General features: G+C 63.0%; 21 protein-coding genes. 9 read left to right on the forward strand and 12 right to left on the reverse strand.

Going from position 1 to position 23,342, the window contains the following annotated elements; all coding sequences use genetic code 11:
• The first annotated feature begins 33 nt into the window (after window positions 1-33).
• The gene (locus HF916_RS44635) at window positions 34-987 is read left to right on the forward strand and encodes an alpha/beta fold hydrolase (RefSeq protein WP_168794986.1); all 954 of its coding nucleotides are present in this window, start codon (window positions 34-36) and stop codon (window positions 985-987) included.
• A 70-nt stretch (window positions 988-1,057) separates the two neighbouring features.
• Here the strand turns inward: HF916_RS44635 and poxB are convergent, their stop codons facing one another.
• The 9 genes from poxB to HF916_RS44680 form a co-directional block, all read right to left on the reverse strand.
• Window positions 1,058-2,782, reverse strand: a complete 1,725-nt coding sequence (gene poxB / locus HF916_RS44640) for a ubiquinone-dependent pyruvate dehydrogenase (protein WP_168794987.1) — start codon at window positions 2,780-2,782, stop codon at window positions 1,058-1,060.
• A 137-nt stretch (window positions 2,783-2,919) separates the two neighbouring features.
• Complete coding sequence (locus HF916_RS44645; protein WP_168794988.1) at window positions 2,920-3,753, reverse strand: M55 family metallopeptidase; 834 nt, start codon at window positions 3,751-3,753, stop codon at window positions 2,920-2,922.
• Complete coding sequence (locus HF916_RS44650; protein ID WP_168794989.1) at window positions 3,753-4,844, reverse strand: P1 family peptidase; 1,092 nt, start codon at window positions 4,842-4,844, stop codon at window positions 3,753-3,755. The genes HF916_RS44645 and HF916_RS44650 overlap by 1 nt, the downstream gene beginning before the upstream one ends.
• Window positions 4,841-5,746 (reverse strand): glutathione ABC transporter permease GsiD, encoded by a 906-nt coding sequence (gene gsiD / locus HF916_RS44655; RefSeq protein WP_168794990.1) that lies wholly within the window; start codon window positions 5,744-5,746, stop codon window positions 4,841-4,843. The genes HF916_RS44650 and gsiD overlap by 4 nt, the downstream gene beginning before the upstream one ends.
• 7 nt (window positions 5,747-5,753) lie before the next feature.
• Complete coding sequence (gene gsiC, locus HF916_RS44660; RefSeq protein WP_168794991.1) at window positions 5,754-6,674, reverse strand: glutathione ABC transporter permease GsiC; 921 nt, start codon at window positions 6,672-6,674, stop codon at window positions 5,754-5,756.
• A gap of 123 nt (window positions 6,675-6,797) precedes the next feature.
• Window positions 6,798-8,360, reverse strand: a complete 1,563-nt coding sequence (gsiB, locus tag HF916_RS44665; protein WP_168794992.1) for a glutathione ABC transporter substrate-binding protein GsiB — start codon at window positions 8,358-8,360, stop codon at window positions 6,798-6,800.
• Window positions 8,361-8,443: 83 nt separating this feature from the next.
• Entirely contained in the window at window positions 8,444-10,366 is a 1,923-nt protein-coding gene (locus tag HF916_RS44670; protein ID WP_168794993.1) for a dipeptide ABC transporter ATP-binding protein, read from the reverse strand.
• Between the two features lie 96 nt (window positions 10,367-10,462).
• Entirely contained in the window at window positions 10,463-11,455 is a 993-nt protein-coding gene (locus tag HF916_RS44675) for an isoaspartyl peptidase/L-asparaginase family protein (RefSeq protein ID WP_168794994.1), read from the reverse strand.
• A complete protein-coding gene (locus tag HF916_RS44680; RefSeq protein ID WP_168794995.1) occupies window positions 11,452-12,426 on the reverse strand; it encodes a MurR/RpiR family transcriptional regulator in 975 nt (324 codons plus the stop codon). Before HF916_RS44680 ends, HF916_RS44675 begins: the two co-directional genes overlap by 4 nt.
• A gap of 266 nt (window positions 12,427-12,692) precedes the next feature.
• Between HF916_RS44680 and HF916_RS44685 the strand changes: the two genes are divergently transcribed.
• The 5 genes from HF916_RS44685 (at window position 12,693) to HF916_RS44705 (ending at window position 17,400) form a co-directional block, all read left to right on the forward strand.
• Window positions 12,693-15,095 (forward strand): DUF6531 domain-containing protein, encoded by a 2,403-nt coding sequence (locus HF916_RS44685; RefSeq protein ID WP_168794996.1) that lies wholly within the window; start codon window positions 12,693-12,695, stop codon window positions 15,093-15,095.
• A complete protein-coding gene (locus HF916_RS44690; RefSeq protein ID WP_168794997.1) occupies window positions 15,095-15,370 on the forward strand; it encodes a hypothetical protein in 276 nt (91 codons plus the stop codon). Before HF916_RS44685 ends, HF916_RS44690 begins: the two co-directional genes overlap by 1 nt.
• Before the next feature lie 477 nt (window positions 15,371-15,847).
• The gene (locus HF916_RS44695) at window positions 15,848-16,120 is read left to right on the forward strand and encodes a hypothetical protein (protein ID WP_168794998.1); all 273 of its coding nucleotides are present in this window, start codon (window positions 15,848-15,850) and stop codon (window positions 16,118-16,120) included.
• A gap of 213 nt (window positions 16,121-16,333) precedes the next feature.
• The gene (locus tag HF916_RS44700) at window positions 16,334-17,044 is read left to right on the forward strand and encodes a pseudouridine synthase (protein ID WP_168794999.1); all 711 of its coding nucleotides are present in this window, start codon (window positions 16,334-16,336) and stop codon (window positions 17,042-17,044) included.
• Window positions 17,045-17,211: 167 nt separating this feature from the next.
• Entirely contained in the window at window positions 17,212-17,400 is a 189-nt protein-coding gene (locus tag HF916_RS44705) for a hypothetical protein (RefSeq protein ID WP_168795000.1), read from the forward strand.
• A gap of 152 nt (window positions 17,401-17,552) precedes the next feature.
• Here HF916_RS44705 and HF916_RS44710 read toward each other — a convergent pair whose 3' ends face one another.
• Window positions 17,553-18,578 (reverse strand): NAD-dependent epimerase/dehydratase family protein, encoded by a 1,026-nt coding sequence (locus HF916_RS44710; RefSeq protein WP_168795001.1) that lies wholly within the window; start codon window positions 18,576-18,578, stop codon window positions 17,553-17,555.
• A 109-nt stretch (window positions 18,579-18,687) separates the two neighbouring features.
• Here HF916_RS44710 and HF916_RS44715 point away from each other — a divergent pair, with 109 nt between their 5' ends.
• The 3 genes from HF916_RS44715 to HF916_RS44725 all read left to right on the forward strand — a co-directional run bounded on the left by HF916_RS44715 (window position 18,688) and on the right by HF916_RS44725 (window position 21,755).
• Window positions 18,688-19,719: a CDP-6-deoxy-delta-3,4-glucoseen reductase gene (locus tag HF916_RS44715; RefSeq protein ID WP_168795002.1), complete on the forward strand. Its 1,032-nt coding sequence runs from the start codon at window positions 18,688-18,690 to the stop codon at window positions 19,717-19,719.
• A 362-nt stretch (window positions 19,720-20,081) separates the two neighbouring features.
• Window positions 20,082-21,266: an acetylornithine transaminase gene (locus HF916_RS44720; RefSeq protein WP_168795003.1), complete on the forward strand. Its 1,185-nt coding sequence runs from the start codon at window positions 20,082-20,084 to the stop codon at window positions 21,264-21,266.
• A gap of 18 nt (window positions 21,267-21,284) precedes the next feature.
• Window positions 21,285-21,755: a GNAT family acetyltransferase gene (locus HF916_RS44725; RefSeq protein ID WP_168795004.1), complete on the forward strand. Its 471-nt coding sequence runs from the start codon at window positions 21,285-21,287 to the stop codon at window positions 21,753-21,755.
• 78 nt (window positions 21,756-21,833) lie between these two features.
• Here HF916_RS44725 and HF916_RS44730 read toward each other — a convergent pair whose 3' ends face one another.
• Window positions 21,834-22,550: an ABC transporter ATP-binding protein gene (locus tag HF916_RS44730; RefSeq protein WP_168795005.1), complete on the reverse strand. Its 717-nt coding sequence runs from the start codon at window positions 22,548-22,550 to the stop codon at window positions 21,834-21,836.
• Window positions 22,550-23,323: an ABC transporter ATP-binding protein gene (locus tag HF916_RS44735; protein WP_168795006.1), complete on the reverse strand. Its 774-nt coding sequence runs from the start codon at window positions 23,321-23,323 to the stop codon at window positions 22,550-22,552. The genes HF916_RS44730 and HF916_RS44735 overlap by 1 nt, the downstream gene beginning before the upstream one ends.
• Between the last annotated feature and the right edge of the window lie 19 nt (window positions 23,324-23,342).

Genomic DNA, 23,342 nt, shown 5'->3' on the forward strand with positions numbered 1-23,342 from the left:
CCTAGTCGAGCCTTCAGCCTTCGGAGATTCAACATGTCGCCCAAACGTCTGCTTTGCGCCGCTGCTGTGTGTCTCTGCTTCACGGGGGCCACCGCGCTCGCCCAAACCACCGCGCCCGCCGCGACGCCGGCGCCGGCGCCCACCATGGCGCCGAGCATGGCGCCCGCTGCCGAGCCGGCCGACGAGTCGGGCACGGAGGCGAGCGCGCCCGAAGCGCCGGCGCCTGCAGCGCCCGCCGCACCGCCCGCCAAGGCCGCCGCCACGCCGCCGCCCGCGGCGCCCTTGACCGGCCCGGTGCGCAACGTCGTGCTGGTGCACGGCGCGTTCGTCGACGGATCGAGCTGGAACGGCGTGGTCGCCAAATTGCAGCAGAAGGGCTATCACGTGAGCTCGGTGCAGAATCCACTCACCTCCCTCGCCGACGATGTCGCCGCGACCCGCCGCGTCCTCGCGCGTCAGAACGGCCCGACCATTCTGGTGGGGCATTCGTGGGGCGGCGTCGTGATCACCGAGGCGGGCGCGAACGCGCCGAACGTCGCCGGCCTCGTGTATATCGCTGCAATCGCGCCGGACCTGCACGAGTCGACCATGGATCTGATGAAGCGCGCCGCGCCGGCGCCCGGGGGCGCCAGCATCATGAAGGATTCGAGCGGCTTCCTCTGGCTCGATCGCACGAAATACCACGCCGACTTCGCTGCGGATGTCCCCGAGAATCTGACGCGCGTGCTGGCCACCGCGCAGGTGCCGATCGCCGCGACCGCCTTCAATGAAACGGTCAGCCAGGTCGCCTGGAAAGAAAAGCCATCGTGGTACGTGCTCACGATGCGCGACCGGGCGTTGTCGCCGGATGTCGAAAAATTCATGGCCAACCGGATGGGCGCCAAGATCGTGCCGATGGCGTCGAGCCACCTGGCGCCCGTGTCGCACGCGGGCGCGATCGCCGACGTGATTGATCGCGCCGCGCGTGAACTGAGCCGGCAGCAGTAATCCAAGTCAGGCGTATGCGCGGATGCCAGTGCGCGTACGCCTGCGGAAACAAGCCAAGCCCAAATGCGTTTCAGCGCAGATTCGTAGTCGCCAGTTCAACGACCTCATCCCCGCGACCATTCAGCACTGCCTTCAGCATATACAGGCTGAAGCCCTTGGCCTGCGCCCACTGGATCTTCGGCGGCATCGCGAGTTCGTGTTTCGCGGTCACCACGTCGATCACGGCCGGACCCGGATGCGCAAACGCCTCGCGCAATGCCGGTTCGATATTCTCCGACAGTTCGATTCGGACACCGTATATTCCCGCGCCTCGCGCGATCGCCGAAAAATCGGTCGTCGCCAGATCGGTGCCGGCCTCCAGATAACCGCCCGCCTTCATCTCCATCGCGACGAAGCCGAGCACGCTATTGTTGAACACCACGACCTTGATCGGCAGATTGAGCTGACGCGCAGTAAGTAGATCGCCGAGCAGCATCGACAGGCCGCCGTCGCCCGATAGCGAAATCACCTGGCGGCCCGGCTCGGCCGCCTGCGCGCCCAAGGCCTGCGGCATCGCATTGGCCATCGAGCCGTGGTTGAACGAACCGTGCAGCGTGCGCTTGCCGTTCATCGTCAGATAACGCGCGGCCCAGAGCGTCGGCGTGCCGACGTCGACGGAGAACACCGCATCTTCGTTGGCGACCTTGTCGACAATGCTGGTGAGGTATTGCGGATGAATCGCGCGCCCCGGATCGGAAGGCCGCGCGAGGTCGTCGAGGTCTTTGCGCGTGTTCGCGTAGTGCTTGCGCGCATTCTCCAGGAAGCGTCGGTCGCTCTTGTGCTTGAGCCGCGGCATCAGCGCCTGCAAGGTCGCCTTCACGTCGCCGACCAGACCGAGCTTCAACGGCACGCGTTTGCCGAGCGCCGAGCCGCGCCGGTCGATCTGCACCACGTTGCCGTGCGACGGATAGAAGTTGCGATACGGGAAATCGGTGCCGAGCATCACGAGCGTGTCGCACGACATCATCGCGTGATAGCCGGAGCTGAAGCCGATCAGCCCGGTCATGCCGACATCGAACGGGTTGTCCCACTCCACGTATTGTTTGCCGCGCAGCGCATGCACGGTCGGCGCGCCGAGTTGATCTGCGAAGGCGACGACTTCGTCGTGCGCGCCGGCGCAGCCGCTGCCGCACAGCAGCGTCACGCCGCCCGCCTGGTTGAGCAGATCGGCGAGCCGGTCGAGGTCCGCCTCGGACGGCACCACCGTCGAGCGTTCCAGCGTGCCGGCCCAGGCCGGCGTTTCCTCGGGCGCTTCGCTCAACGCGACATCGCCCGGCAGCACGATCACGGCGACGCCGCGCTCTTCGATCGCCGTGCGCATGGCGCGCGCCAGCACGCGCGGAAACTGCGACGGATTCGTCACGAGTTCGACGTAGTGACTGCACTCCTTGAACAGCTCTTGCGGGTGGGTTTCCTGAAAGTAGCCGAGGCCGATTTCCGACGACGGAATATGCGCGGCAATCGCGAGCACAGGTTGATGATTGCGGTGACAGTCGTACAGGCCGTTGATGAGGTGCAGATTGCCGGGACCGCAACTGCCCGCGCAGACGGCGAGCTTGCCGGTCGCGGCGGCATCGGCGCCGGCGGCGAAGGCGGCCACTTCTTCGTGGCGCGTGTGCATCCAGCGAATCGAACCCAGGCGTTGCAAGCTATCCGACAGGCCGTTCAGGCTGTCGCCCGTCACGCCCCAGATTCGTTCGATGTCTGCCGCCGCCAGTGTTTTGGCCAGATAATCCGCGATAGTCTGCTTACCCATGCTGTACCCCGCTCAGTGAGAAAGACGCCGCCTCCGGAATGCAGGAGAGTAACGCGTCCTCACGAAACGTGCCGCCACGGTGCCGCTGTAAGCGTAGTGAAATGACCGCGCAGGGAGAACGGCCAGTTGCCGCGCGATCAGCGCAACATGAACGACATCGCCGACAGGCAATTCAACATGCGCACCGCATGTTCCGCCGACGCCGCGCCAAAGCGCAGCGTGACCGCGTCGACGCGTGTGAGCGTCGGCCACTGGCAGAAAAGATCCGCAAGCGCGCTGGTTTGCACGCGCAGTTCGCATTCGACCGGCTTCGCTTCGGCGCGGGTGGATTCCCGCGCGTGTCCCTTGGCGAGATGCTGCTGAACCACTTCACGCGCGGCGGTTTCGATCGCGGCGCGCGCGCTTGCCGGCGATTGCGTGACGCCGCTCGCATGCCCCGTCGCGCTCTTGGTGACGACAAAACGCGCGCCTAGGAAACGCGGCGCGGTTTCTTCGGCGAAGACGTCGTCGCCAGATAAAAGCGCGACCTGTGCGCCATATTCTTCCGCCAGCGCGCCATAGACGCCCGCCTCGCCGACCTCGACGCCGTTCAGTGACACGCGTGCGAAGGCAAAGCTGTTGATCGTGTGTGCGAGGATGCCGCGCGTTTGCGACATGGCGTGATAGCCGATCATGAAGACCAGCGCCGCGCCGTATTCGAGCCCGGCCATCATGCCCAATGTGCGCGGCTTGCCGAGCACGATCTGGGCGCGCGCGTCGAGCAGGTCGGGCAGCAGATTGCGAAAGCCGCCATGCGAGTCGTTGACCCAAACCTGTGTCGCGCCGCCGGCGAATGCACCTTCAATCGCGGCGTTGGCTTCGAGCGTCATCCAGCGGCGTGCGGCTTCGTATTCGCCGTTACCCGTACGCGTCTGCTCAGGATGAAACACGCCGGCAATGCCTTCGATGTCGGCGGAAATGAGGACTTTCATCAGCGAGTCGTGTTGAGTAGTTGGGCGAGATCGGGCACTGAGTCACGCAGCGATAGACGCTGGTGAGCGTCGCGCCCGGTTACGGATACGGCGCTCCACAAGGCATCGAGAATTGCCTGCTCGACGCTGTCCGCGCAAGCGCGAAAAAGCGGATCGAGACGCTCGTCGGCGACGAGCGGCGGAAGCGTGATGAAGTCGGCGCCATGCGGCACGGTATAGGCCGTTGAAAACGCGAGCGCGATATCGCCGCTGCCGTGCCCGTACACCGAACCGGTGCGTGCGAGTCCCGCTGCCGCGCGCAATGACAGACGCTTGAGTTGGCGCGCGTCGAGCGGCGCGTCGGTAGCGACGATCATGATGATCGAGCCTTGCTCGGGCTTCGTCGCAGACGTGGCCGATGGTGCGGCTATCGCCGCCTTGGCCGCGCGTTCGGCCAGCACACGGCCGAGCGGCGCGCCGTCGATGGTGAGCATCGGCAGCCGGCCGAAGTTCGCCAGCACGAGTGCGCCGACGGTATAGCTACGGCCCGCTACATTAACCACGCGCGACGCATTGCCGATGCCGCCCTTCATATCGAAGCACGACATGCCCCGCCCCGCGCCGACCGAACCACTCGCGACATCCGCGCTGGCCGCTGCATGCGCATCGTCGAAATGCTGCGCGGTGACGGCCAGTGCCTGGATATCGTTCAGATACCCGTCATTGCATTCGAACACCAACGGATTGACCGTCGACCACTCGCGCCCAATCCGCGGATTCGTACGAATGGCCGCGCGAATTTGCGCCTGTGCGACAGCGGCGACGCCGAACGTATTGGTCAACGCGATCGGCGTTTCCAGCGTGCCGAGTTCTTCGACCTGCACGAGCCCGATGCTTTTGCCGAACCCGTTGATCACCGACGCCGCCGCCGGCACTTTCGCGAGAAACGGATCGCCGTCATGCGGACGAATCACGGTCACGCCGGTTTGCACGGTGCCTTGATCGAGCGAGCAATGTCCAACCGTCACGCCTTGCACATCAGCAATCGTGCCGAGCGGACCGCTTGGCAATTCCCCGACATGCGGCGCGTTCTGAAGCTCGGTCGAATTCATGACCGGTCGAGTTTCGGATCGAGCGCATCGCGCAAACCGTCGCCGAGCAGGTTGAACGCCAGCACGGTCAGGAAAATCGCCAGACTCGGAAACAGCGCGATATGGGGTGCCGTGACCATGTCGGCGCGCGCTTCATTGAGCATCGCGCCCCACTCCGGCGTCGGCGGTTGCGCGCCGAGGCCGAGAAACGACAGGCTCGCCGCGGTGATGATCGAGGTGCCGATACGCATCGTGAAGTACACCACCACCGAGGAAATCGTCCCCGGCAGAATGTGCCGCATGATGATCGTCCAATCCGACGCGCCGATGCTGCGCGCCGCCTCGATATACGTGAGTTGCTTGAGCATCAGCGTATTGCCGCGCACGAGCCGCGCGAACGCCGGAATACTGAAGATCGCGACCGCGCAGATCACGTTGATCATGCCGTTGCCGAGAATCGCCACTACGCCGATCGCCAGCAGAATGCCGGGAAAGGCGAACAGCACGTCGGCCACTCGCATCGTGATGCGATCCCACCAGCCTTCGTAGTAGCCGGCCAGCAAGCCGAAGAACGTGCCGATCACCGCGCCGATCGCAACGGACAGAAAGCCCGCCTCCAGCGAAATACGCGAACCCGCCAGAAGGCGGCTGAAAATATCGCGGCCCAGCGAATCCACGCCGAACCAGTGCGCCGCGGACGGCCCCGCGTTCAACGCGTCGTAGTCGAAGAAATTCTCCGGGTCGTACGGCACGATATGCGGCGCGACGATCGCGACCGCAATCAACAGCAGCACGAAGATGCCGGCGCCGAGCGCCACGTGCTGCTTACGGAATTTGCGCCAGAACTCGCTCCACGGCGTGCGGATCGCGGGTTGGGCTTTAACGGTGTCGGCCGCAGTCGGCCCGGTGGCGGTCGTGCTCATGCGGGCCTCACTTGAAACGGATGGTCGGGTTGATCACGGCGTACAGCACGTCCACGACCAGATTGATGATGATGAATTCCAGCGAGAACAGCAGCACTTCAGCCTGAATCACCGGATAGTCGCGCATGGAGACGGCGTCCACCAGCAGGCGTCCGAGGCCCGGCCAGTTGAACACCACTTCGACCACGATCGAGCCGCCCAGCAGAAAGCCGAATTGCAGGCCCATCATCGTGATGACGGGAATCATCGCGTTGCGCAGACAGTGTTTGACGATCACGAGACGTTCGGGGACGCCTTTGGCGCGCGCGGTGCGCACGAAGTCTTCGTTCATCACCTCAACAAACGAGGCACGGGTGAAGCGCGCCATCACCGCCGCGACGGCCGCGCCGAGCGTAAGCGACGGCAGCACATAGCTCTGCCACGAACCATCACCGACAATCGGCAGCCAGCCGAGCCTCACCGAAAAAATCTCCATCAGCAGCATGCCGAGCGCGAATGCGGGAAACGAAATACCCGACACTGCGAGCGTCATGCCGAGCCGGTCGGGCCAGCGATTGCGCCACACGGCCGAAACGATGCCGATGCCCATGCCCAGCACGACGGCCCACACCATGCTGGCGAGCGTGAGCAGCAGCGTCGGCATGAAGCGCTCGCCGATTTCCTCGCTGACCGGGCGCTTGCTGCGCGTCGAGATGCCGAAGTCGCCGTGCGCGATCTTCACGAAGAAGCTGGCGAATTGCTGCGGCATCGGCTTGTTCAGGCCGAGGTCGGCGCGCACCAGCGCGACGGTCGCCTCGTCCGCATCGGGACCGGCGGCGAGCCGCGCCGGATCGCCCGGTAACAGATGCACGAACAGAAACACCAGCACGGCGACGATGAAAAGCGTCGGCAGCAGGCCAAAGACACGTTTGACGAGGAAGTTCAGCATGACATCCAATCCGGCAATGATGCGGGCAACGAAAGATCTTGTGCGGCGCGTATCAGGCGCAAAAGCAGGGACCATGCAGCGCGGCGCGTCTGAAACGACACGCCGGCGCGCACGGTCGACTCATCACTTGATCGCGATCTCGTCAAAATTGAACGAACCGTCCGGCGCAACATAAGCACCCGACAGACGCTTGCTGCGCGCGTACACGACCTTCTCCTTGACGAGGAAGATCCACGGCGCGTCGGTCCAGATGCGTTTTTGCGCGTCGGTGTAGAGCTCGGCTTTCTTCGCGCGGTCGGTGGTTTCGAGCGCCTGCTTCAGATCGCTGTCGACGGTGTCGTTCTTGTAGTACGCGGTGTTGACCATCTTCGGCGGGAACGAGACCGACGCGAGCAGCGGCGTGATCGCCCAATCCGCTTCGCCCGTCGACGACGACCAGCCCGCGTAGTACATGCGAACCGGCGCCGTCGCGGCGTCCTGCGCGCTTTCCACCTTGGCGACGCGCTGACCCGCCTCGAGCGCTTCGACCTGCGCCTTGATGCCCACTTGCGCGAGTTGCTGCTGCACGAACTGGATCACCTTCTGCGCGGTCGAGTAGTTATACGCCGACCACAGCGTGGTTTCGAAACCGTTCGGATAGCCCGCTTCCTTCAACAAGGCGCGCGCCTTGGCCGGATCGTACGGCCACGGGCCCTGCTTCACCGCATAGTCGACGCCTTGCGGCACCACGCCGTCGGCCGGCGTCGCGTAACCGGCGAACACGACCTTGGTGAGCGCGTCCTTGTTGACCGCATAGTTCAGTGCTTCACGCACCTTCGGATTGTCGAACGGCTTCTGGTTCACGTTCAGGCTGATATAGCGCTGAATGATCGACGGCGAGGCAACCAGATCGACCTTCGGGCTCGACTGCAATTGCGCGGCCTGTTCGAACGGCACCTGGAACGCGAAATCCGCTTCACCGGTACGCATTAACGCAGCGCGCGTGTTGTTGTCGACCACCGGCTTCCAGTCGATCGCATCGACCTTCGGGTAGCCCTTCTTCCAGTAGCCGGCAAACTTCTTCACCGTCAGGTCGCCCGCCGGATCCCACTTCACCAGTTCGAACGGACCCGTGCCGACCGGATGGAACGCAATGTCCTTGCCGTACTTCTTCAGCGCGTCCGGCGAAATCATCACCGCCGACGGATGCGCCAACACGTTGACGAACGCCGAGAACGGCGCCTTCAGCGTGATCTTCACCGTGTACGGATCGACCACTTCGGTCTTCTCGATGCGGTTGAACATGTTGTAGCGCTTAAGCTTGTTCGCCGGATCCGTGACGCGGTCGAAGTTCGCTTTCACCGCCGCGGCGTTGAAGTCGGTGCCGTCCTGGAACTTCACGCCGTGGCGCAGCTTAAACGTGTAGACCTTCGCATCCGGGCTGGCTTCGTAGCTATCGGCCAGCACGTTGACCAGTTTCATGTCCTTGTCGAAGCCGAACAGCCCCTGATAGAACGACTTGGCGACGGCTTGCGAGAGCGTGTCGTTGGCATCGTACGGATCGAGCGTCGTGAAGGTCGAAGCGACGGCCATCACGGCCGTGGTGTCGGCATGCGCCGCATTGCCCGCGAGCATCGCGAACACCACCGCGCCGCCGCTGACCAGCGCGCGCAAACGAAACGGAGAAGACGGGACCAGCAGGTTCATGAGGTTGGCTCCAGGCTGCGAAATGAAAACAGGTTGTGATGCTGCGAGAAGAAACGTGTGACTAGAGGTTCTAGTACGCGGTTTTAGTACGCGCCGCCGACATGGTGCTGGGCGACGAAATGATCCGGTCCGACCGCAATGAGCGGCGCGACGATGGGTTCATCGTTGAGCGCGCGGATCGGGCTCGGAATCTCGTCGGCGGCGAGCATGCGTTTCGCGTGTCGGCGCGCCGGATCGGCGACCGGCACCGCGCCCATCAGCTTGCGCGTGTACGGATGCTGCGGCGCTTCGAACACCGCGCGGCGTGGACCGATTTCGACGATCTGGCCGAGATACATCACCGCGACGCGATGACTGACGCGTTCGACCACGGCCATGTCGTGCGAAATGAACAGATACGCGACGCCGAGTTCACGCTGCAAATCGAGCATCAGGTTGACGATCTGCGCTTGCACGGAGACGTCAAGCGCGGACACGGATTCGTCGGCGATCACGACTTTGGGGTTCAACGCCAGTGCCCGCGCAATCGCGATGCGTTGCCGTTGACCACCGGAGAATTCGTGCGGATAGCGCCGCGCGGCTTCGGGCGGCAAGCCGACTTTTTCGAGCAGCCACGCCACGCGGGCTTGCGCTTCGGCGCCTTGCGCGACGCCGTGCACGAGCAGAGGCTCCATGATCGAGAAGCCGACCGTCAACCGCGGATTCAGCGAAGCGAACGGGTCCTGGAAAATGAACTGGATATCGCGGCGCAACGCCTGCAACGCGGGGCCCGTCAGCGAACTGATTTCCTTGCCGTTGAATTCGATCGAACCGCTTTGACTTTCGACGAGACGCAGCAGCGAGCGGCCCGTAGTCGATTTGCCGCAACCGGATTCGCCGACCAGCGCGAGCGTTTCGCCGGGCCGCAAATCGAAGCTGACTTTTTCCACCGCGTGCACGCGGCCCGTCAGGCGGCCGAATAGTCCGCTCTTGACCGGAAAGCGCGTGACCAACTCGCGGACCCGCAGAATCGGCGGCGTGGCTTCGAGCACTAGCGGCTGCGTTTCTTCGGCGACGGCGGCAGCGGGACGCACGGCCTGGTCGGTGCCGCTCAGGCTCGCCTGCTCGACGGTCAGGATCGGAAACTTGGCCGGCTGATCCGTGCCTTGCATCGCGCCGAGACGCGGCACCGCGGCGAGCAGCGCCTTCGTATAAGGATGCGACGGCGCGGCGAACAGCGCGTCGGACGCGCCCTCTTCCACCTTCTCGCCGCGATACATCACCAGCACGCGATCGGCCACTTCGGCGACCACGCCCATGTCGTGCGTGATGAAGATCACGCCCATGTTCATCTCGTCCTGCAAGCCGCGAATCAGTTGCAGAATCTGCGCCTGGATCGTCACGTCGAGCGCGGTGGTCGGTTCGTCGGCGATCAACAGCGCGGGCTTGCACGACAGCGCCATCGCGATCATCACGCGCTGGCGCATGCCGCCCGACAGTTGATGCGGAAACCGTGCCGCCACGCGCCGCGCTTCCGGAATGCGCACGAGTTCGAGCAGGCGCAGCGTTTCAGCGTGCGCGGCAGAGCGGCTCTTGCCCTGATGCAAGGCAATCGCCTCGCTGATCTGATCGCCCACCGTGAAGACCGGGTTGAGCGAGGTCATCGGCTCCTGAAAGATCATCGCGATGTCGGCGCCGCGAATCGAACGCATCGTGCCGGACGACGCTTTCGCGAGGTCGAGCACGCTGCCGTCGCGGCGCCGGAAAGCGATGCTGCCGCCGGCAAGGCGCCCACCGCCGTGCTCGATCAGCCGCATCAACGCGAGCGAGGTCACTGATTTCCCCGAACCCGATTCGCCGACGATCGCCAGCGTCTCGCCGCGCTCAACCGTCAGCGACAGATTGCGCACCGCGTTGAAGGTGGTGTCGCCGCTGCGGAATGCGACCGACAGATCGTCGACCGCGAGCACGCGTTGCGGCGGCAAGGTTTCGATAAGCGGACGGGCGGTGTGCGATGAAGTCGGCACTGTGGTTCCTTTATTTCGAACGCGGCTAACGGGGATTCAGGCGGAGCTTCAGGCAAAGCTTCAGCCGATGATTCAGGCGGTTGTCAGACGCACGGACTAGCGGTAAATCGCCGTCACCGGCGCTTCGCCGAGCCGAGCAAAACCGCGATACATGCCTTCCGTATTGAAGGGCAGCGTGACATTGCCGCGCGCATCGACGGCGATCAGGCCGCCGCGTCCGTCGATCTTCGGCAGGCGGTTCATCACCACGTCGTCGGCTGCTTCCTGCAGCGACACGTTGCGGTAGGCCATTTGCGCGGCGACGTCGTAGGCCGCGACCATACGCATGAACATTTCGCCCGAGCCGGTGGTCGAGACCGCGCAGGTCGCGTCGTCCGCATAGCAGCCCGCGCCGATCAGCGGCGTGTCGCCGACCCGGCCGGCCTGCTTGTTGGTGACGCCGCCGGTCGATGTCGCCGCGGCCACGTGGCCGTGCTGATCGAGCGCGACCGCGCCGACGGTGCCGAACTTGCGGTTCGGATCGATCGGTTCGTGCGGCGTTGGCTCGTCGTCATTCGGGGACGGCGCGGCGGCGAGCGTCGCGCCGTCGTGATCGAGCACGACGCGCTGTTGCCCGCGCGCGATCAGCCATTGACGATGGCGCGCTTCGGTATGGAAATACTCCGGCTCGGCGAATTCGAGTCCTTGCGCGGCGGCGAAGGCTTCCGCGCCTTCGCCGGTGAACAGCACATGCTCGCTGCGTTCGAGCACGCGGCGCGCCGCCAGAATCGGATTGCGCACGCGCTTCACGCAGCAGATTGCGCCGGCTTCGAGCGTGCTGCCGTCCATGATCGCCGCGTCGAGTTCGTGCGTGCCGGCCGCCGTGTAGACGGCGCCGCGGCCCGCGTTGAAGAGCGGACAGTCTTCGAGCAGGCGCACGGCCTCGCTGACGGCGTCGAGTGCGCTGCCGCCGTCGGCGAGCACGCGCTGGCCGGCGCTCAGCACCGCGTGCAAGGCGGCGTGGTATTCGGCTTCGGCGCTGGCCGACATCGACGTGCGCAGGATCGTCCCTGCCCCGCCATGAATGGCAATGACTGCGTTGGAGTTCATCGTTTGGTTTTCGTAGTGCGAGGAGTACGGGAAGTGCAGGTCGCGCCGCGCGCGGGCCGCGCATTCGTGCCGGCGGCCTCGGCTTGTGGATCGACGAGCCACGGCAGCAGGAATTCGCTGACTTCGGCGGCAGCCTTCACCGAGCGTTTGGCGCGATAGGCCACCGCGTCGCACAGGGCTTCGATCACAGCGAGCACGGCCGAATCGGCATTCGCCGCGAGCCGTCGATCGGCGCGGATGTAGAGCGAGATGTCGGCGAACTGCGCGAGCGGCGAACGCGGACTGTCGGTGAGCGCGAGCACGCGGGCGCCACGGCCCGCCGCGCGATGCGCGAGCTCGATCGTGTCTTCGACGTAGCGCGGAAAAGCGATGCCGATGACGAGATCGCCCTCGTTGGAAGCAAACAGACGCCGCGCGGCATGCGACGGTCCGCCCATCAGCGCAAGCGACTGCACGTTGTCGTGATACGGCATCAGGCCGTGTTCCATCAGACCCGCGAGAAACGCGCTGGCACCGAAGCCGAGCACGAAGACGCGGCGCGCGGCGATGATCGCTTCGACGGCGGCTTCGGCCGCGGCGCTGTCGATCGCCGTGCGGGTGGCGTGCAGATTGTTGGCGGCCTGTTCTAGCGATGCGTCGACCACGTCGTCGCCGGCTGCGAGCGATTCCTGCGCACTGCGCAAGCGCTCGACCGGTGCGAGCGTCGCCTCGAAGCCGCGCACCAGCGCCTCACGGAACTGCGGATAGCCGTCGAAACCGAGCGCGCGAGCGAAGCGGTTCGCCGTCGCCACCGAGGCGCCGACCACGCTGGCCAGTTCGTCGATCCGCATGGTCGCCGCGCGAAACAGATTGGCCAGCACGTAGTCGCCCATGCGCCGATGAATCGGCGTGAGGGTCGGCATGGCCGCGGCGATGCGCGCGGCTATGGCCTGCTCGGCGGAGTCGGAAGCGATGGACGGTTGATGAATCATGCGAACGAGGCGGTAAGCGCCTAGGCCTAGTGAAAATAGATGAAAGTATATTTACATAGAAATCCTGTAGAAAAAAATTCATTTTCATTTTCGAGGGTTTTCACGGACGCGCCCGCGCTGAAAACGCCTGTTTGCAATCCTGATTTGGCGGCGCTGATTTGGCGCAAGGTGATCGTGAATTTCAGAATTGTCTGATTTGCATGGATGTCGACTGCCCTAAGAGTTGTCGCGCCTTCGAAGGCGCAACTGACAATTCAGGGAGATATATGAAAGCGTGGAAGAAGCGCGGCACATCAATGCGGCTCGTCCAACTGTCTGTGGCGGCGAGCCTGCTGCTGACTGCCGCTAGCGCGAACGCTGCAGACTACACCCAATGCATGCAGACGTATCAGAAGTCCCTTGGGATTCCCGGGACCAAAACCTGCGCTATCCAGGTGGCTGCCACGTCACCCATGTCCAGGGGCCCAGGCGACCCGTTCAGCAGCATGAATTACTACAACTGTCCTAATGCACAGGACTGGATACAGGATTATTGTGCCGGTGCCCCGGTCCCACCTTCGCCAGAAGATACCTGTCCGGCATCTGATCCGGTACTGCCGGCAGAGGGCATTGTCACGCTCTCAGAAACCGACTTCATGAGCGGTGACGCACTGCCACTTACCTTCAGCCGCACGTATCTATCGAAGCCCTATGACACTACCCAGACGGCGATGGGCCGCAACTGGGTCAATAACTGGCAACGACGACTTGATCTGACAGCGGTCAATGCGGCCACGCCGCAGATCGTTGTTTATAGCGGCAACCAGCGGCCCCTGACGTTCAAATGGAATGGCACGGCGTGGAGCATGCTGGGAAATCGCGGGCTCACGCTGACGAAAGCAACCAATGGCGACTACTCGCTAACTGACGGACTGCTCGGCACGACGGAAGTCTACTCGGCCAACATCGGCACTCTCTACTCGGAGACGACCCGCACCGGCACCCTCCGCAAGTTTGGGTTCGATTACCGTGGCCGGATGGTGGCGATCAATGAGTATCTGGTTGACAGGATAGGCCCGGGCGCACTCAGGCTCGATCTGCAGTACGACGATAGCGACCGAATTGTTGCGGCGGTCGATCCTCTCGGCAATGCCACGCGGTACGCGTACGACGCCAAAGGAAATCTTGCTTCGGTCACCCATCCGGACGGCACGATCCGTCAGTATCTGTACGAAGATGCCCGCTTCCCCAACGCACTGACCGGCGTAAAGGATGAAACCGGCTCGAAGACAGCGACGTGGGCCTACGATGCCAATGCCCGCGTGATCTCGGTGACTCATCCGGACACGACGCGTAATGCGTCATTCACCTATTCAACATCCGGCACGACGACTCTCAGTGACGTGCGTGGCACGAGCACGTACAGCTTCAGTTTCCCGGACGCCTGGCGCCCTGGTTCAGTCGGCACGCCAGATGGAAGGGTCACGCGCAGTTGGGATGCGGCAGGAAATCTTTCGCAGAGAACGACTCCCGATGGCGGAACACAGTACACATGGGATAGCGCGAACCGGCCAGTAAAGGCAGTTGCCACGGTTGCCGGAAAGACGACGGTAACGACGATCGCGTACAACGATGCCAGTTCACTGCGTCCGCATCTGGTCGCTACAGCGGGTAAGGTGCGCGCTTTTGTCTATGACCCGGCAGGCAATGTCACGGGCTATGCCGAGCAGAAAACGACTGACCTGACTGGCGAGCAGGGACTTCAGGCGACGGGAACCGGCGACCAGATGACGGTCGGCGCCCAGTATGATGGCGTGGGCCGACTCCTGGCGGCGACGATCATCCGGAATGGCACGAAGACCGAAGACTGGACCTATACCTACGACACAAGAGGCAACATCGAAACGACACAGGATGCCGTGTCGGGTTGGGCGATGCGAACGCTTGGTCGTGACGCCGCAAATCGTGCAACGGTTATAGCAGGCAACAGCGGTCAGGCCGCCGTCAGTTACGACGCGCGCGGACGCGTGTCCGTCTTCCAGTACGATGAGAAGGCGAGCGTGGTCAACGGCGGACTCGCCCGCACTCTGGTTGTGCGTTATGGCTACGCTGCAAACGGCCCGGTATCGACCCGTACAGCGACAGTATCGACGAATGGTGGTGCTCCGCAGTCGATCAGTGACGCCGAACTCGGAGTGTGGCTGAGCAACTGGGAACTCGGTAACGATCCTGTTGCGCCGTCTGCTAATCTCACAGGGCTCCAGTCCGACGCCCACGCCTTCGTTCCAGAAATCTGCGTTGAATGCTACATGGCGTGGAAGGCGAAGCCGACAGGTCAGTTGTTCGGGGACGAACTGGGCGAAACACTGCCGACGTGGAGCGAGACCACCGAATTGATGCTGGGCGACCAGGCGCAGATTCCCTATCCTGTGCTCGTGCCGGACATGACCAGTTCGGCGAAAAGGGCGACACTTTACAGTGCCCTCTTTGGACCCGGAAGTGGGGATGGGGGAATGGTTAAGTGTGCGAGCAGTGGTGACAAAGAGTGGCGCGAGGCGGACTGTCATGCAAAGTATGAGCGCGAAATGTTTAGATGCAATGCGCTTGCCAAGTATATGGGTGGTTTGGCGGGCCTCGCGCTTTGCAAGCAGAACGCATTTGCTGACTATCAAGAGTGCAGAGGGTCCTGATGATTAAATTTCCACCATGTTCCGTGGTAGTAACTTACGACCAAGATCGTCAGCAGTTGATCTTGCAGTCAGTCGAGCAAGCAAGGATGGCCTCCGCTTTGAAAGGGGCAATTGAAATGCCCGTTTTACTGGACGAATTCGAGTTCAGACTTGACGACGAATTTGCGCGTCGATTTGGCGCTGGCGTGCTCAGTCTGATCGCGCTGGGTCAGCCTGACATCAAGCAATACATGACTTTTACAGAGGCACCAACCGACAGACCGTCAGAAGGGTAGGTAATCGCAGACTTGGTGCAACGAGCGAACGACGTTTGATCGTTGCACCGAGCTCACCGGAGCCGACTGCAGCCCGCACTTCTGTGGACTGTCTCCTGCGGCAGACTGGTTCCCTCGGGTGCATCGGGGTGTGGCTGAGCAACTGGGAACTCGTAACGATCCTCTCGCGCCGTCTGCCAATCTCACAGGGCTCCAGTCCGACGCCGCCGCCGACGCCTTCGTTCCAAAAATCTGCGTTGAATGCCATGGCGTGGAAGGCGAAGAGGGCGATGCTTTGCAGCGCGCTTTTCGGAAGCGGGGATGGTAATGGTGGAATAGTAAAGTGTGGTGGCAGGCAAAAGAACGATGGTAAATGCTTTGCACAGTACGAGTTCGACCAAGATGTCTGCACTACGCTTGCCGGGCCGAGGAATAAGCGTTTGCTAGCGCTGTGCAGACAGACAGCATTCGATAGATACCAAACGTGCTTGGGTATTAATGGCCAAACATCCGCCGTATTCCGTGGTTCTGAGCTACGACGAGAACCTGCAACAGTTAATCGCTTTCACAATTGATCCAAACATGCTGGCTCCGCTCCTAGCTGGGCGAATGGGCGTGGTGTTGGCTGATGAAGACGATTTCAAGCTTGACGATGAATTCGCGCGACAGCTTGGCGTCGGGATGCTTAACACGATTGCGCTGGGGCAGCCAGGCATCAAGCAATACATGAGCGTTACGGAGAACCCAATCGACCGGTCGTCGGAAGCGTAATTTGTCCGGGGCTCGGTGACTCGAGCCGCACGACGTTCAGTCATCCCAACGGTGTGTTCTGGCGACTGCCGTGATGACAACAACTGCGCGTGAAGTTTGTTGCAGCGGGAGGCTCCGCCTTGGCGTCGCCCACAGACTTGCGATTTACAGTAATCGTCGTCCAACTCGCGCCGCACGGCGCTCCGCTTCTTGCGGTGTTATTCTTCGCTCGCCATGAATCTCGAAAGCATTCTCTTCACTCAAGGTTTCGGCTCGCGCCGCCAATGCCGCGCGCTGATCGCGGACGCGCGCGTGAGCATCGGCGGCGCTGTCTGCACCGATGCCGACGCCGATTTCCCCACCAGCGACGCCACCTTCTCCTTCAGCGTGGACGGCGTCGTCTGGCCGTATCGCGAACACGCTTATCTGCTGCTGAACAAGCCGGCGGGCTATGAGTGTTCGCGCGATCCGCAGCATCATCTGAGCGTGTTCAGCCTGTTGCCGCCGCAGTTCGCCGAGCGCGGCGTGCAATGCGTGGGCCGGCTCGATCAGGACACGACCGGCCTGCTGCTGCTCTCCGACGACGGCAAGTTCGTGCACCTCTTCACGTCGCCGAAACGCAAAGTGCCGAAGGTGTATGTCGCGACCACGCGTCATCCGATCGACGACGCGCAATTGAGCGCGCTGCGCGACGGCGTGCTGCTGCACGGCGAGCCCAAACCGATTGCCGCAGTCGACGCAGTCGCACGCGGCGCTCACACGCTCGCGCTCACCGTGATGGAAGGCAAGTATCACCAGGTCAAACGGATGATCGCCGCTGCCGGCAACCGTTGTGAAGCGCTGCATCGCGAGCGGATCGGCGGACTCGCCTTGCCCGAAACGCTTGCGGCGGGCGCGTGGCAATGGCTCGATGAAACCGGCCTCGGATCTCTACGGAGCGGGTAAACCGGTAGCGCCCCTTTAAGGTCTTGATGCGGCAGGAAAACGCATGAGCGGCTGCCCACATAGCGCGCGCGGCGCCTGCTCGCGCGCTGCGTCGCAGCATGATCTTCCTTACACCTCGCCCTATACTCGTTTAAACAAAGACTACAAAGAGTTCAAGGAGGGGCGCCATGGTGATCCACGACGGTTTCCAGATTTCGTCCGTGATGGTTGCTTTTGTGTGCGTCGGACTGGTCCTGATCGGCGGATTGCTGGTCATGATGCGGCTGCGGCACAAATATCATCCGAACCTGATCGGCGCATTGATCGGCGCGATGCTGTGTTTCCTGCTGCTGGAAGCATTGCCCGCGTTGACGTAAGCCTCGCGAGGCCACGCCGCGCTGACGCAGTGGAGCGCGGCGCGGGTGGGATTTTCCGGGCAACGCCTGGAGAGATGGCTTTTTGCCGCGCTTTCAGAGTTGGTTTTGCGCTGCGTGGGAAGGGTTGAAGCGACACTCTTCAACCTGCCCTTTCACGCCTTCACGCCTTCACGTAAAAAATCCTCGACGCTCGGATATCGCAAGCGCACCCGCAATTCCTCTTTGAGACGCCGGTTTATCAGACGCCTCGATTCACGCATGAACGACAGCAAGGTCGGCTCGATCTGCGACTCCGCTTCGGCTCGCGTGATGCGCGGCGCACGCGCGAGACCGAACGCATCGGCGACCTCGTCGAAGTACTCGCCCATTTTCAGCGACGTGTCGTCGGATGCGTGGACCACGCGCCCCGGCCGCCCGTGCGTGGCGAGCCGCACGAGGATCGCGGCGAGATCGTCGGCGTGAATGTGGTTGGTGTAGACGTCGTCCGTATCGATCAAGGCCGGCGTGCGCTTTTCGAGGCGCGCGAGCGGCAGGCGGTTGCCCGCATAGATGCCCGGAATCCGCGCGATGCTCGCCGCGACGCTGCCGCGCGCGGTCGCGCGCCGCAATTGCCGCTCGGCCGAGACGCGGCGCTTCGCGCGCGGATTGGCTGCTTGCGTCGCGCGTGTCTCGTCGATCCACGCGCCACCGCAGTCGCCATAGACGCCCGTCGTGCTCGCGTACACGAGGCGCACGGGTGCACGCGAACCGGCGGACCGGCGCACCCCGTCGGGTACAATATTGGCTGTTCCAGATTCCGCCCACGAGGCACGAAGTTGGCGCAACCGCCCTACCGGCGAGACTGCAGGCGCCACGGCGGCCCGCGCTGAATCGCGGCGCGCACCCAGCGTAGCGAGCAAGGCGCGGGTACGACGGTCGTCGTCGCCGGTTTTCTGCGGCGGCGCGAGATGCAGCACCGTCGGCGCGAGGCCCGCGAGCCGTTTAAGGCTGCGGCGCACATCGAGATCGCCGACCAGCGGCGTAACGCCCGCGGCGCGCAATTCGGCGCAGCGCCCGGCGTGGCTGGTCAGCGCGAAGACATGCGCGCGTGGCCGCAGCAAGGGCACGCAGCGCATGCCGACATCGCCGCAACCAACGATTAACACGCGCGGCCGGCGGAAGTTTCGTGTTGCTTTCATGGTGGACGCATTGTAGCCGTCAAGCGCGGCAGGTACCGCGCAGTTGACACGGCGGCCCCGATAACGCGGGTCCGATAACGATTACCGACTTTTCGATTTCGAACACTTTATGGCATTTAACGTCACGCTCCGGCAAAGCGGCCGGCAGTTTCAGGTAGAACAGGACGAACCGGTGCTGAGCGCCGCCTTGCGCCAGGGTATCGGCCTGCCGTACGGCTGCAAGAACGGCGCCTGCGGTTCGTGCAAGGGCGCCGTGGTCAGCGGCGAAATCGAGCAGCGGCCCCATTCGTCGTCGGCTTTGTCGAACGACGAAAAGACGCGCGGCATGGCGCTCTTCTGCTGCGCGACCGCCTGCACCGATCTCGAAGTGGACATCCGCGAAGTGGCGGGCGTCGGCGACGTGCAGGTCAAGAAGCTGCCCTGCCGCGTCAACGCGATCGAGCGCAAGGCCGACGACGTCGTCGTGCTGAAGCTGCAGTTGCCCGCCAACGAGCGTCTGCAATATCTCGCCGGTCAGTACCTCGAATTCATTCTGAAAGACGGCAAGCGCCGCAGCTATTCGATGGCGAACGCGCCGCACGCGGAAGGCCCGATCGAATTGCACATCCGTCACATGCCCGGCGGCGCGTTCACCGATCACGTGTTCAACACCATCAAGGAGCGCGACATCCTGCGCTTCGAAGCGCCGCTCGGCACGTTTTTCCTGCGTGAAGATTCCGAGAAGCCGATCGTGCTGCTCGCCTCGGGTACGGGCTTCGCGCCGCTGAAGGCGATCGTCGAGCACGCGGTGTTCAAGAACCTGAACCGGCCGATGACGCTCTACTGGGGCGCACGTCGCAAGAAAGATCTGTATCTGCTCGAACTGGCCGAACAATGGGCGCGCGAGATCCCGAACTTCAAGTTCGTGCCGGTGCTGTCGGAGCCGGACGCGGGCGACGCATGGACGGGGCGCGTCGGCTTCGTGCATCGCGCGGTGATCGAGGATCTGCCGGATCTGTCGGCGTACCAGGTATACGCGTGCGGCGCGCCGGTAATGGTCGAATCGGCGCAGCGCGATTTCACGCAGCATCACGCTCTGCCGGAAGACGAGTTCTACGCGGATTCGTTCACGAGCGCAGCGGATCTGGCGAACGCGGTTTGATAGGACACACGGCCTGATCTAGCAATCGGTCAGGCCGCTCCCAAACAACGTGTCAGCATGATGGCTGACGCACAAAAATCCGGTTCGACGCCCACCAACGCAAATTCATGGTTTACACCAGCGCTTTCCTTGTCGTATTCTTTCGCGCATGAACCGCATCCAGTCCGAACTTCGACGTCGCCGCTCGCCGCTCCCCTAGGGACGCCGCTGGCTTCGTCACGGATTCGCGCCACACCAAGGCGCAAGCTGTTCGAATCATGAAAGCCACGGCATGCCGTGGCTTTTCTGTTTTTCCGGCCCCTGGTTTCGTCGTTGGCCAATCTTCATCCACCCTTCCCCCCCGCTGTCTGGAGCCTGCCGTCATGAATTTCAATGAATATCCGATCGAGTCGCTGATGTACATCACGAACCGGCCCGAAATCGTTTTCACGCACGGCAAAGGCTCGTGGCTCTACGATAACAACGGCAAGCGATATCTGGACTTCATCCAGGGCTGGGCGGTCAACAGCCTCGGCCATTGCAACGACGGCATGATCGAAGCGCTGAACAAGCAGGCCAAGTTGCTGCTCAATCCGTCGCCGGCCTTCTACAACCAGCCGATGGCGCAACTCGCCGGCCTGCTCACGCAACACAGCTGCTTCGACAAGGTGTTCTTCGCGAACAGCGGCGCCGAAGCCAACGAAGGCGCGATCAAGCTCGCGCGCAAGTGGGGCAAGAAGTTCAAGGACGGCGCGTTCGAGATCATCACGTTCGATCACAGTTTCCACGGCCGTACGCTCGCCACCATGTCGGCCAGCGGCAAGCCGGGTTGGGACACGATCTACGCACCGCAAGTGCCGGGCTTCCCGAAGGCAGACCTGAACGACATCGCGTCGGTGGAAAAACTCATCAACGCGAAAACCGTTGCCGTGATGCTCGAACCGATTCAGGGCGAAGGCGGCGTGATTCCCGCCACGCGCGAATTCATGCAGCAGCTGCGCGATCTGACCAAAAAGCACAACCTGTTGTTGATCGTCGATGAAGTGCAAAGCGGCTGCGGCCGTGCCGGCACGCTGTTCGCGTACGAACTGTCGGGCATCGAGCCGGACATCATGACGCTCGGCAAGGGCATCGGCGGTGGCGTGCCGCTCGCGGCGCTGCTCGCGAAAGCGGAGATCGCCATATTCGAGGCGGGCGATCAGGGCGGCACCTACAACGGCAATCCGCTGATGACCGCGGTCGGCTACTCGGTGATCTCGCAACTCACCGCGCCGGGCTTCCTCGAAGGCGTGCGGGCGCGCGGCGAGTATCTGCGCGCGAAGCTGCTGGAGTTGTCGGAAGAACGCGGCTTCTTAGGTGAGCGCGGTGAAGGCCTGTTGCGGGCGCTGCTGCTCGGCAAGGACATCGGCAACCAGATCGTCGAAAAGGCGCGCGACATGCAGCCTGACGGCCTGCTGCTGAACGCGGCGCGTCCGAACCTGCTGCGCTTCATGCCGGCGCTGAACGTGACGAACGAAGAAATCGACCAGATGATGGCGATGCTGCGTTCGATTCTCGACACGCTGTAATCGAATAGGACCGTGCGTATGACGACGAGCGCAACGCTATCGATCCGCCGCTTCGAAGCGAGCGACACCGATGCCGTGGTCGCACTGTGGCAGGAAGCCTTCCCCGAGTACCGGGACGTGACGAGGCCACAGCGCAACCCGCATCTGTCGATCGCCAACAAGCTGGCGACGCAACCGGAACTGTTCTTTGTCGCGGTGTTCGGCGAGCGGATCGCCGGCACGGTGATGGGCGGCTACGACGGTCACCGCGGCTGGCTGTATTCGCTCGCGGTGGATGAATCGCTGCGTCGTCATGGGATCGGCACGCGCCTCGTGGCGCACGTCGAAAACGCACTGACGGAGCGTGGCTGTCCGAAGCTGAATCTGCAGGTGTTGTCCGCGAAGGCCGACGTGCGCGCGTTTTATGAGGCGCTCGGTTATCGCGCCGATGCGGTGGTCAGTCTTGGCAAGCGTCTGGGTGAATTCGCGGACGCCGTGCCCGCTGTTTGAAGTCACGCTGAATAGAGAAAGGCCGCATGCGTTTTCGCGCATGCGGCCTTTGTCGTAGGCAGAGCAAACTAACCGGGCTTATTCACCCAGATAAGCCGCCCGCACCTTCGGATCATCCAGCATCTGCTTCGCGTCACCCGACATCGTGACCAGACCCGAGTCCATCACGTAGCCGCGATTCGCCGCCTGCAAAGCGAGTCGGGCGTTCTGCTCGACCAGCAGCACGGTCATGCCTTCAGCGGAAATCGCCCGCACCACTTCGAAGATCTTCTCGACCATGATCGGCGACAGACCCATCGACGGCTCATCCAGCAACAACAGCTTCGGCTTGCTGATGATCGCGCGCGCCATGGCCAGCATCTGCTGTTCGCCGCCCGAGAGCGTGCCCGCGTATTGCGTGGCCCGTTCCTTCAGGCGCGGGAAGAAACCGAACATGCGATCGACGTCCGCCTTGATGCCGTCCGTGTCGGTACGCAAATAAGCACCCATCTGCATGTTCTCGACGATCGACATGCGCGCGAAGATGCCGCGGCCTTCCGGCACCATCGCCAGACCGCGCTTGAGCAGCAGATGCGGCGGCACGCCCTTGATCGACTCGCCCATATACTCGATGTCGCCGATCGTGTACGGCTTCAACCCCGTGATCGCCTTCATCGTGGTGGTCTTGCCCGCGCCGTTCGCGCCGATCAGCGTAACCAGCTCGCCCTGCGCGACTTCGAGGTCGATGCCCTTGACTGCCTGGATGCCGCCGTAATTGACCTGCAGGCCCTTGATTTTCAACATTGCTGTAGCCATTAGTGGACCCCCGCACCCAGATAAGCTTCGATCACCTTCGGATCCCTCTGCACGTCGTGCGGCAGACCTTGCGCAATCACCTTGCCGTAGTCGAGCACCGTCATCTGGTTGCACAGACCCATCACGAGTTTCACGTCGTGCTCGATCAGCAGGATCGTCTTGCCGTCGCTGCGGATCTTGTCGAGCAGTTTGGTCAGCTCGACCTTTTCCGTCGCGTTCATGCCGGCGGCCGGTTCGTCCAGCGCGAGCAGTTTCGGATCGGTCGCCAGCGCGCGGGCAATTTCCAGACGGCGCTGGTGGCCGTACGACAGGTTGCGCGACGTGTAGTCCGCGTACTGCGCAATGCCGACGTACTCCAGCAGTTCGATCGCGCGTTCCTTGATCTCGCGCTCTTCCTTGCGCTCGGCCGGCGTTTGGAACACCGCGCCGATCAGGCCGTGCTTCGTACGCACGTGACGCCCGACCATCACGTTTTCCAGCGCGGTCATGCCGCCGAACAGACGGATGTTCTGGAACGTCCGCGCGATGCCGGCTTTCGCCACCTGATAGACGGCGGTCGGCGTGTACGGCGTGCCGTCGAGTTTGAACTCGCCCGAATCCGGCGTGTACAGGCCCGTGATCACGTTGAAGAAGGTCGTCTTGCCAGCGCCGTTCGGGCCGATCAGACCGTAGATCGTGCCTTCCTTGATCTCGAGCCCGACGTCGGACAGTGCCTGCAAACCGCCGAAGCGTTTGTTCACGCCCTTCACGGACAGTCGAATGTTATCGCTCATAGTTATTCACCTCGTCCTT

Origin of the sequence: Paraburkholderia aromaticivorans (assembly GCF_012689525.1) — a bacterium.
In the GTDB taxonomy this organism is placed as follows: Bacteria; Pseudomonadota; Gammaproteobacteria; order Burkholderiales; family Burkholderiaceae; genus Paraburkholderia; species Paraburkholderia aromaticivorans_A.